This window comes from Fastidiosipila sp., from assembly GCA_012511175.1.
In the GTDB taxonomy this organism is placed as follows: Bacteria; Bacillota; Clostridia; order Saccharofermentanales; family DTU023; genus UBA4923.
On the sequence record JAAZGO010000004.1, the window covers coordinates 53,270 to 63,885 of the forward strand.

The 10,616-nt window shown below is 58.1% G+C and carries 6 protein-coding genes and 1 pseudogene; 2 read left to right on the forward strand and 5 right to left on the reverse strand.

What is annotated here, in order from left to right; genetic code table 11:
- Positions 1 to 29: 29 nt before the first annotated feature.
- The 5 genes and pseudogenes from GX839_00795 to GX839_00815 form a co-directional block, all read right to left on the reverse strand.
- Positions 30 to 917, reverse strand: coding sequence for a PHP domain-containing protein (locus GX839_00795; protein NLB04011.1), 888 nt, complete (start codon positions 915 to 917; stop codon positions 30 to 32).
- Positions 910 to 1,851: a glycosyltransferase family 2 protein gene (locus tag GX839_00800; GenBank protein NLB04012.1), complete on the reverse strand. Its 942-nt coding sequence runs from the start codon at positions 1,849 to 1,851 to the stop codon at positions 910 to 912. Before GX839_00800 ends, GX839_00795 begins: the two co-directional genes overlap by 8 nt.
- Positions 1,852 to 1,953: 102 nt before the next feature.
- Positions 1,954 to 3,888 carry an SH3 domain-containing protein gene (locus GX839_00805; protein ID NLB04013.1) on the reverse strand — a complete coding sequence of 645 codons (1,935 nt, stop codon included), beginning with the start codon at positions 3,886 to 3,888 and terminating at the stop codon, positions 1,954 to 1,956.
- A 121-nt stretch (positions 3,889 to 4,009) separates the two neighbouring features.
- Positions 4,010 to 5,485, reverse strand: coding sequence for a citrate lyase holo-[acyl-carrier protein] synthase (citX, locus tag GX839_00810; protein NLB04014.1), 1,476 nt, complete (start codon positions 5,483 to 5,485; stop codon positions 4,010 to 4,012).
- A gap of 83 nt (positions 5,486 to 5,568) precedes the next feature.
- A pseudogene (locus tag GX839_00815) lies at positions 5,569 to 6,441 on the reverse strand (alanine-tRNA synthetase second additional domain-containing protein).
- A gap of 206 nt (positions 6,442 to 6,647) precedes the next feature.
- Here GX839_00815 and mgtA point away from each other — a divergent pair.
- Together mgtA and GX839_00825 are read left to right on the forward strand one after the other, a co-directional pair.
- Positions 6,648 to 9,389 carry a magnesium-translocating P-type ATPase gene (gene mgtA, locus GX839_00820; protein NLB04015.1) on the forward strand — a complete coding sequence of 914 codons (2,742 nt, stop codon included), beginning with the start codon at positions 6,648 to 6,650 and terminating at the stop codon, positions 9,387 to 9,389.
- Between the two features lie 133 nt (positions 9,390 to 9,522).
- Positions 9,523 to 10,587 (forward strand): NAD-dependent epimerase/dehydratase family protein, encoded by a 1,065-nt coding sequence (locus GX839_00825; GenBank protein NLB04016.1) that lies wholly within the window; start codon positions 9,523 to 9,525, stop codon positions 10,585 to 10,587.
- The last annotated feature ends 29 nt before the right edge of the window (positions 10,588 to 10,616 follow it).

Sequence of the window (10,616 nt, forward strand, 5' to 3'; positions counted from 1 at the left end):
TTTAACCCAAATCGGGCTGGATCACGACTTCAAGACGAGTCCCGCGGGAAAAAAGAACTTTCCAGCCGGTACATGGCCGCATGCTGATCTTCCCTGCCGTGACTGTCGGAGCCGGCTATGCAGAAGAGGCCCAGCCGGGATGCAGCCGCCTGTATCATGGCGGATTCTTCCGGCCCGGCCTTGCCGTGAAAACACTCAACCCCGAGGATACCCTGGTCCCGGATCAGGGAGAAGCGGCAGTCGAGCGTCCGGCTGCCGGGGAGCGGCCGGTCACACCAGCCATATTGCTGGGGATGGGCCAGAACGGCCACCCCTCCCCCCTTCCTGATCACTTCAGCCACCTGCCCCAGCTCTCTTTTTTTTCTGGCAACGTAGGCCGGCCTTCCTTCATTCAGGAGTTTCTGAAAAGCACTGGCAATGGATGGGAAACCGGCGTGTTCCACCAGCCAGAGCGCCATATGGACCCGCCCGCGGATCTCATCATCTTCCCCAGTCCCGGCAAGGTCGGCCTCGCTGATGGCGTAACCGAGTTGGTTGAGCCGGGCGATCATGCGGCGGTTTCGCTCCTGCCGCTCTAAAACGACTTCCTCCAGGTAGTCCAGCATGGCTTGGGGCTGGTCCTCCGTGAAATAGCCCAGGACGTGGACTTCCTGTCCTTCGAAACGGCAGCTGCATTCAACACCGGGAATAAAACGGACTTGCGCGTCCAGGTCCCGGAGGGCAGCCCGGACAGGGAGAACCCCCGCCATGGAATCATGGTCTGTCAGGGAAAAAGCCCGCAACCTCTTGGCCAGGACTTCATCAACCAGTTCCCGGGGCGACTGAGCGCCGTCCGAATAGCGGGAGTGAAGGTGGAAATCGACACCTCCGAGACGGGTGGCCTCTTCCAGGTACCGGGCGAGTGGAATCTCAGTCATGGCCCATATTTTCAGCCGGATTCGCGGCCTCCGCAATTTCCGAGATGAAATAGCGGGGTCTTGCCTTGACTTCGCGGAAAAGCGAATCGATATATATCCCGATCAGGCCCAGGCTGATCAGGATAATGCTCCCGATCAGAAGCTGGAGCAGGATGACGGTGGTAAAACCGGTAGCTGCACGGCCGCGAAAATACATGACCAGGGTCTGGATGGACAGGCCCAGGAATACCAGGAGGAAGAAAGTGCCCATGCTGCTGATGAGCAGGAGAGGCCGCGATGAAAAACCGGTCAGGGCGCTGATGGACAATTTCAGCAGCTTGCGCAGGCCCCACTTGCTCTTGCCTGATGCCCGCTCTCCCACGACAAAGGGGAGGGAGACACGCTTGAAACCCATCCAGGCCGAAAGGGCCCGGAAAAAAGTGTCTTTTTCAGGCAGGGTCTTCCAGCAGTCGACGACCTTGCGGTCAATCAGCTTGAAATCCGACGCATTCTTCAGCTGGATGCCCGACATTCGCTTAAAAATTGCGTAAAAAAGGTTGGACGCCAGTCGGTTCCCCCTGCAGTTCCCGTCGGCCGTCCTGACCCCTTCGACGACTTCATAACCCTCCTGCCAGAGCCTGACCATATCGGGAATGTATTGGGGGGGGTGCTGAAGATCCCCGTCCATGACAATGACGGCCTGGCCCCTGGCCTTGTCCAGTCCTGCACAAATGGCTGCCTCTTTGCCAAAGTTGCGGGAGAGCCGAAAGGCCCTGATTTTCTGATTGAGCCGGCTCCTGGCAGCCAGCCTGTCCCAGGTCAGGTCTTTTGACCCGTCATCAACAGCGATGATTTCATAGTGTAAATCCGCAGCCTGAAGCACCTCTTCTGTTGCTTCCATGGTGCGGTCAACCTGATCCGCTTCGTTGTAAAAAGGGATGACCACGGAGATCAATGCCGGATTATCTTGCTGCATGGCCTGCATCACTTTCTTTTATCGAAAATGGACGCGATCAGCTGACGCGTCCACCTTGCCCCAAAACCCGGCCCCGGCCGGTCAGTCGACGACGCGGTTGACCCGGGCTGCCGCCACGTAGTTCTGCAGGTCGGTAATCACCACGCCCCCGTGCGAGCTGCTGGCGTGAATCATCTGATTATTGCCGATGTAAATGCCCACATGGTGGTAGCCGCTCCCCCTGCTGAAGAAGAGCAGGTCGCCCGGCAGCAGGGCGGAATAGTCTTTGCCCGAAACTTCGATCCGGGAGCCCAGCTGCCTGGCCTGGGGGTCGGCGCCGTGGGGAATGTTCTTGTAGCCGATGGCTTCGAAAGTATATTTAACCAGACCGGAACAGTCGAAGGCGCTCATGGTCCTGCCGCTGTATCGGTAAGGCACGCCAAGCGCGGACCTCGCGATGTCGACGATACGCTGCCGTGAGTCTTCGTTGGCGCTGCTGCCCGGACTGACGCTACTGCCCGGACTGTCGCTGCTACCCGGACTGCCGCTGCTGCCGGCGCTGCCGCTGGATGAATCGGGCGGAGAGGGCTTGTTCTTCGAGATCAAGTCATTCGAAATATAGCCTGCATTCCCGGCCTGGGTCTGAATCATGGTCCATGAAGGGCCTGTTGCCTTGACATCCAGCTTATCCCCGTGCCGGACCACCACAACAATGGCGCAATTGGTGTTGGGCTCCGACCGGATGTTGGCAGCCCCCGTCGTGACATAAACCGAACCGGTTGTTTTCGTGAAGCCGGCGGGCGGCGGCTCGATATGGGTCAGCAGATCACTTCGCACAAAACCGATGGTTCCGTTTGCCAGCTTGACTTTCGACCAGGTATCGTTGGCCTCAAGCTCTGTGACCGCCTGGTCCAGGGTCAAGCGGCTGAGGACCGTGGAACCGGTGGTCGGGGAGCTGCGGACATTGACAGAAGCGGAGGCAGCGTAGAGCCTGCGGTTGGTCTTGATGAAGGGATTGGCAGGCGGTTTGTCACGGAGCAGGTGGTTGAAAACATAGGCGATTACTCCGCCTTCCGTCCTGACCTTGGACCAGCCGCCATTATCTGAAATCTGGAAAATCCGGTCGTCCATGAAAGCCGCCCCGATGATTTCGGAATCGGTGGAAGGTTCCTCGCGCAGGTTGGCCACTTCCGTATCCACATACTTGTAACAGCCGGTTTCGAGCTCAGCTATTTCGTCAGCCGGTTTGTCAGGGCCGAATAATTCGTTGAACATGTAGCCGTTCAAACCGTGCTCTGTTCTGATCCTGGACCAATCATCCCCCGCCTCCAGGACCGTGAGAGTCATGCCGCGCAAGCCGAAACCCTCGATCGGATAATTGGTTCCGGGCCCCCCCCTGACATAAACCTGGCGGTTTTGCACGTAATAGGTTCCGCCTGTTTGAGGGATGAAAACAGGCGTCTCGCTGACATGGCTGCTCAAAATGAAGCCCTGGACACGCCCCTCCAGAAGAACAGACGTCCAGGCGTCCGCTTCATCGGTTTGCACCAGCCTGTCGTTGAGATGGACAGTGGCAAGGAGCTCGGAAGATTTATCGGGCGCTGAATAGACACCGGCTGACTCGATGATTACATAAAGAAAGGGGAGGGTCTCCTCGACAGGCGGTTCCTCGGTGGGTTCCGGCTGGTCGACAATCACAATGACCGGCTCAATTTCTCCCTCAGTTTCTTCAGGGCCGGTATCGGCCGGTTCAATTGGAATGGGATGATCGCGGTCAATCAGGCCCCCCGGCGGCTCCAGGTGGCCATAGTCCTCAAGAGGGACTTCGACCTGTTTTGAGGAGGCAACGGCAACAATAAAGAGGGTAATAATTAAAACAAAAGCCAGGGCGGGAAGGCTGAAAAACAACAAGCGCCCGCCTGCGCCCGCGGGGGTCTGCCGACGCCTTCCAAGATTGGGGCGGCCGCGCCCGGCAACCCTTCGGGGTTTTATTGGACAGACTTTTTCACTTCCCCGGGCCGGGGTTTCGTCGGACATGAATGGTTTCCTTCCACGACAAACAGACACCGAATCCAGATTCCGGCTCCTGGCCATTATAGCATCGCGATAAGCGTCCTTCAATCACGGTTCAATTACAGATTGATAACGCCGGACCCGGTCACTGCGCAGCTCCGGTACAAGCCCGCAGAAAGCGGTCCGCCAGCCTGCTCCCGGCCAACAGATCGGCTGCGCCTCCGCAGCTCAGTCCCTTGTCTTTAAACAAGCCGGCGGTTTCCTCCGCCAAAGAGGCAAGCCGGACAGCCGGCAGCGCCAGTGCCGCTGAAACAAGCCCTGCCGGATTGGCATCACCGCCATCAAGCCCCAAGGCCTTGCGGATTGTTTCCCTGACCTTCTCGGCCCTGGCGGCACCGCCGCGCTTGCGGAGGGTGGAGTCATCGGCGTGAGCAAGAAGGGCCAGGAGGGTCCGTATTCCCGCCGTATTTTCGTCTTCGCCTCCGGCCAGGGCGCCCGATAGGACGGGAAGCCCCAGATTAAAGAGGGAGGGAAATCCCCGCGCTGCTTCCCCCCTGATGCCCCGGACTTGGTTCTCAGTACCCAGTCGGGCCGAAAGACCATCAAAACAGGAGCTTTTCTCCAGACTTTCCTCCAGGTCCAGAGCCAGCTCCGCCGCCAGGGCCATGAGGTCCCCTGCCACCTGATCCCGTCCGGCTTTATTTTCTTTCCCCCGGGGAGAAAAGAGTGCCGCACAGTAAGTTCCGGCGACCGCAAGCAGGATACCCGAAAGATAAATCCAACCGCGGTGGGTGTTGATGCCTCCTGTCTCCTCTGCCATGGCCGCCTCGGCCCGGATCCCTTCCAGCCTGAGCCGCAGGGCCTGATCCTTGCCGGGCATCCAGCCAATCCGGAAGGCATGCCGGTAATAAGGGGCCAGGACCGCCTGACTTTTGATGAAGGTGAAACGGTCCATGTCATGGTGGGAGCCAGAGCAGAAAGGAGTCACCAATCCCGGTTTGGGTGCTACCATCAATTCGTAGGAGGAGGCCTCCAGGGCCAGGCTGGCCGTCATATCCGCCAGGGTTTCCTCGGCGTAAGCGGCCAGCAGGCTTTCTACTTGCTCCTGTAAGAGATTGGCCGGATGGGCCCCCGATGCCGCGCACAGGTAAGCTGGCTGGCCGCATATCAGGCACTGTCTGGCAGAAAGCCCCAGGGAAGGGCGTTCAAGCGGCCGTCCATCCCGGTCCATCACATCAAGGTCCAGCAGACGGCCCCAGGGGGATCCCTCCTCCAGGGCCAGGGTCAATGTCTTCAGCGCCATGGCAGAAAGTCCACATACGGCCAACAGCCATTGGTCGCCCGTATCCCCGCCGCTTGACTCTTCCGCCGCAAACTTGCCGCCCAAGGCTTCCAGGCTGGCTGTCAGCCTGGCTTTCTCACGGTCGAAAAAGAAGGCGGACAGGGCCGTCCGCTTCACGCTCCCGGGCATATTCAGGGTCATGGTAAGGACGGGGCACCGGGTTCCGGCCAGAAGTTTTTCCTGCAAAGCGGCGCGTTCATCCCGCGCTGCGAGCACCTCTTCCAGGGAAACAGGCCGGCTGGATACGGCAGGAAAATCGTGGAGAGGTCGAACGGGCATGGTCAGGCTTCATTGTCGGGTTCTGCAAAGGTCATCAGCCGAAGTGAATTCAGGTCGGATAATCTGTAGTCGGAGGGGATATTGACCAAGCCCAGGATTTGCGAGTTTTTTGTGATGGGATGAATCAGAAATTCCTGGTAGAGCTGGAAATCCTTGATTTTCCCCGTCGACTTGACATGCATGCGGGGGCCGGTGCAGTAATGACGCTGGCTGCCGATCAGGATGTGATTGGCGTCCAGGAAGGAAATGGGAAGGTCTTCGTCAATCAGCTTCTTGACATCTATTTCCAGGTCTTTGAGATTGATGTCCGGCCGGTCATGGAAGGAGAGGATGAAGCCTGAGCGGACGTCGTAGTGCTCGAAGTGGTAAACACGCCGGTCGATCAGGCAGTGTTCGACCAGATCCTCCGCTGTGTGCGCCATACGGCGGTTGTTGATTGAGGCGAAGACAACCTTCTTGATGTCATCCGGTTCAGGGCCGAAAACGCTGGGCCGGGTGACAATGATCTCCTCACCGATGCCGATCAGGAGGTGGGCATTGATCCCCAGCTGTTCGTAGATCAGGTCGAAGTGCTCGACAACCACGCGCTTTCCCCGCTCCAGGGCCAGTCGGATGGCATCGGCCAATTCGTGAAGCTGGTGAAAAGCCATTTCAAAGCGGATATCGAGATGGTAGGTGTGGGGCTCAAAAAAACCGGTATCATCCTGATTCATGATGGGCAAAGGACGAACATTGACCCCCTCATCATCATTGGTCAGCTCGAGGCCAGGGAACATGCCCTGCAATAGGATGCTCTTTCCCGATCCGCTGTCGCCGATCAGACCGATCAGTGAGTCGAAGGGTGACAGGAATTGCTGGGCAATCTGCTTACCCTGATCCACCATACGGGGCGCTCCCCGCGGGGAAAGAAGCACGCTGTAAAGATGGTTTCGCTGCATTCGATCCGAATAGGACATAGGCTAAGCTCCTTCATTGCAGGACCGGCCTGGCACGGGCGGCAGATCTTCCTGGACGCCCTCATCTTCTCATAAAAGGGATCCGCCTGTCATCATGGGGGAATCTTTTTCCCCCTCTTGTTCACAGGCCGGACTCGAAAATTCCTTTTGACGATTTCCCCTTTCAAGCTAGAATGGAAAGCAAAGATGCGAAATGAGGCTTTCCCATGCTGACAGAGTCCCATGTCCGGACAAAAGAAATTTTAACCCGGGCCGCCCTGAACCGGCCGGCCGAGCCGCCTGCCGTCGCCCAGCAGCGGCTTAGCGACTGTGCCCGCCTGCCGGCGGAAGAAGTCCTGGGGAAAATGAATACCCGGATGGAAGGGCTGTCGGACAAGGAGGTCGAGATCAGCCGCAAACAGTATGGCGACAACGTGGTCACCTCCGGTCACCGGATCAGCCTTGCCTCGCGTCTGCTGTCCGCCTTCGTCAATCCCTTTACCCTGATCCTGATCGCACTTGCGGTCATCTCCTTTTTAACCGATATCACCTTCGCACCGCCCGGAGAGCGGAGCCTGGTGACGGTCGTCATCATCAGTGCCATGGTCTTCATGTCGGGGGCCCTCCGTTTTGTCCAGGAACTGCGCTCAGGCAACGCGGCGGAGCGGCTGACCAACATGATCGTCAACACCGCCGCCATCATCCGCCTGGAGGACGGCGAAGAGGAACGGGTCATGGAGGAGGCCGTGGTCGGTGATATTGTCAGGCTGGCCGCCGGGGACATGATCCCCGCCGACATGCGAATCCTTTCGGCCAAGGATCTCTTCCTAAGTGAAAGTGCCCTGACCGGGGAGTCGGCCCACGCGGAAAAGTTCAGCCACCCCTCAACAAGTGATTCCGGCAATGTCCTGGATCATGACAACCTGGCCTTCCTGGGTACCAACGTGGTCTCGGGCAGCGGCACGGGGGTGGTCCTGGCCACAGGCCAGGATACCCTTTTCGGCCAGATCGCCAAAACCCTCAAGGAAAAGCCGGCGCCGACTTCTTTTGAAAAGGGCGTCAATCACGTTTCGGCTGTCCTGATCCGTTTCATGCTGGTCATGGTTCCCATCGTTTTCCTAATCTCCGGCCTGACCAAGGGCAACTGGCTGCAGGCAGGCCTTCTGGCCATCTCGCTGGCCGTGGGTCTGACCCCTGAGATGCTGCCCATGATCGTGACCACCAGCCTGGCCAAGGGCGCTGTCAACATGTCCAAGCACAAGGTCATCATCAAGAACCTCAATTCCATCCAGAACCTGGGCTCCATTGACATCCTTTGCACCGACAAGACGGGCACCATTACCCAGGATCGGGTGGCCCTGGAATACCACCTGGATCTGAAAGGCCAGGAAAGTGTCCGAGTTCTCAGGCATGCCTATCTCAATTCCTTTTTCCAGACGGGCCTGCGCAACCTGATGGACCGGGCCATCGTGGAAAAGACCCATGAGGAGGAGGACAGGAATCCGGACGCTCTGGGCAGGCTCAAGGACCGTTATGAGAAGATCGACGAGATTCCCTTCGACTTCGAGCGGCGGCGGATGAGTGTGGTGGTCAAGGATAAAAACCAGAAAACCCAGATGATCACCAAGGGAGCTTTAGAGGAGATGCTGTCCGTCTGCACCTACGCCCAGATTGATGAAAACCGGGTGGTCCCGCTCGACCGGGAGCTGGTCGAACACGTCCGCCTGGACGTCGACGGCTACAACGAGAAAGGGCTCCGGGTCCTCCTGGTCGCCCAGCGGACCAATCCGCCGCCGGCGGGAACCTTCTGTGTCGAGGACGAAAAAGACATGGTCCTGATCGGCTACCTGGCCTTCCTGGACCCCCCCAAACTGTCGACCCGGGACGCCATCGCCGCCCTTCATGAACATGGAGTGGAAGTGAAAATCCTGACCGGCGACAATGAAAAAGTCTCCAAAACCATCTGCAAAATGGTCGGACTCGATGTCAGCCGGGTGGTGACCGGCGATCAGGTTGAAGACATGGATGACGAAAGTCTGGCACGGACGGCGGAGACAACAACTGTTTTCGCCAGGCTGGCGCCCACCCAAAAATCCCGGATCGTTTCCCTGCTCAGGCAAAAGGGCCACAGCGTGGGCTACATGGGCGATGGCATCAATGACGTCACCGCCCTGAAGGATGCCGACGTCGGCATTTCCGTTGACACCGGAGTCGACATCGCCAAGGAGTCCGCTGACGTCATCCTCCTGGAAAAGGATCTGATGGTGCTGGAAGAAGGCATTGTCGAGGGCAGAAGAACCTACGCCAATATGATCAAGTACATCAAGATGACTGCCTCGTCCAACTTCGGCAACGTACTCTCCATGCTGATCGCCGCGGCCTTCCTCCCCTTCCTGCCCATGACGGCCATCCAGATCCTGATCCTCAACCTGATCTACGACATCTCCTGCGCCTCCCTGCCCTGGGATCATGTCGACCTCGACTACCTCAAGCAGCCCCGTACCTGGGACGCCGCCTCCATCAGCCGCTTCATGATCTGGATCGGCCCCACCTCCTCTGTCTTTGACATCATCTCCTACGCGCCCCTCTTCTTCTGGATCGCCCCGGCTGTGGCGGGAGCCCCTTTCAACCAGCTGACCGACCCCGGTCAAACCGCGCTTTTTATCGCTGTCTTCCAGGCCGGCTGGATGGTCATCTCCATGTGGACCCAGACCCTGGTCATCCACATGATACGGACCGCCAAAGTTCCCTTCATCGAGTCGAGGGCCTCGGCCCCGGTCATGCTGCTGACCGCCCTGGGCATCGCCATCCTGACCGCCCTCCCCTTTTCACCCCTGGCGGGAATCCTGAACCTGGCCCCCCTCCCGGGCCGCTTCTTCCTGCTGCTGGGCGCTGTGGTCGTAGCCTACATGCTCCTGGTGTCAGTTGCCAAATACGCTTTCATCAAGCGGTACAAGGTCTGGCTCTAGCCGGCTTGCGTGTAAACCGCCACATAATCGCTCAATTATTTTCACATGCTGTCGGAAATTCGCTGTTCATAAATTGTTAATATAAATGGGGATGGGGGCTCTTCCCCCGAAAAACTGACAGGAAGCAGTGATTATGACGGCAAGGAAAACGGAAAAGGAAAGAATCTGGCTGGTCACCGGTGCCTCGGGGCATCTGGGCAACACCGTGGTGCGCAAGCTGCTTAGCCAGGGCGAAGAGGTCCGCGCCTTCATTTTGGAAAAAGAGCGGCCTGTGGCTCTGCAAGGCCTCAAATGTGAAGTGGTCTCGGGCGATGTGACAGATGCGGCCAGCATCGAACCTCTGTTTGCCGGCCTGGAAGACAGGGAAATCTATCTCCTCCACCTGGCCAGCCTGATTACCATTTACGCCAAGGCCGGCCCCTGGGTCTACCGGGTCAATCCCGGCGGCACCCGGCATATGCTGGAAGCAGCAAAACGGCATGGAGTCAAACGCTTCCTCTATTGCGGAACAGTCCATACCCTGCCACTGCCCGAAGATTTTAATCAGGAAATCAGGGAAGTGGACCACTATGACCCTGACCTGGTCCACGGTGACTACGCCAAATCGAAAGCCATGGCCTCCCAGCTGGTTCTGGATGCAGCCAGGGACGGTCTGGATGCGGTCATCGTTCAGCCTTCAGGCATCATCGGTCCCAACGATTACCTGGACGGCAACTTCACCAGGCTTTTCGAAAAACTGGTCGACAGAAAACTCCCCGCCATGATCCAGGGATCCTACAACTTTGTCGACGTCAACGATGTGGCCGAAGGCCTGATCGCGGCTGCCAAACACGGAAGGACAGGCGAAAGCTACAATCTGACCGGCCATAATGTCAGTGTTTTGGAAATCATGAACAGGGCTGCAGAAATGACAGGCCGCAAACCCTTCAAGTCAACGGCTCCCCTTTGGCTGGCCAAACTGGCAGCCCTCCCCGCTGAATGGTGGTCAAAAAGGACAGGCAAAACGCCGGTCCTCACCGGCTACTCTCTCTTCACCATGAGCAGCCCTCACCGTTTTTCCCATGAAAAGGCATCAAGGGAACTTGGCTACACCATCCGGCCCCTGGACGAGACCATCGGCAATACCCTCCGTTTCATGATTGAACAGAAACGTTTCAAAAAAGCGGTCGATCTCCGCTACGCGCCGGACAGCTTGTAATCTTTGCAGTTTCCTGTGCGAAAGCCCCG

Bases quoted from the DNA above. Each gene is read 5' to 3' on its own strand.
- GX839_00795 (NLB04011.1), bottom strand. From the start codon at position 917: ATGACTGAGATTCCACTCGCCCGGTACCTGGAAGAGGCCACCCGTCTC.
- GX839_00805 (NLB04013.1), bottom strand. From the start codon at position 3,888: ATGTCCGACGAAACCCCGGCCCGGGGAAGTGAAAAAGTCTGTCCAATA.
- citX (NLB04014.1), bottom strand. From the start codon at position 5,485: ATGCCCGTTCGACCTCTCCACGATTTTCCTGCCGTATCCAGCCGGCCT.
- mgtA (NLB04015.1), top strand. From the start codon at position 6,648: ATGCTGACAGAGTCCCATGTCCGGACAAAAGAAATTTTAACCCGGGCC.
- GX839_00825 (NLB04016.1), top strand. From the start codon at position 9,523: ATGACGGCAAGGAAAACGGAAAAGGAAAGAATCTGGCTGGTCACCGGT.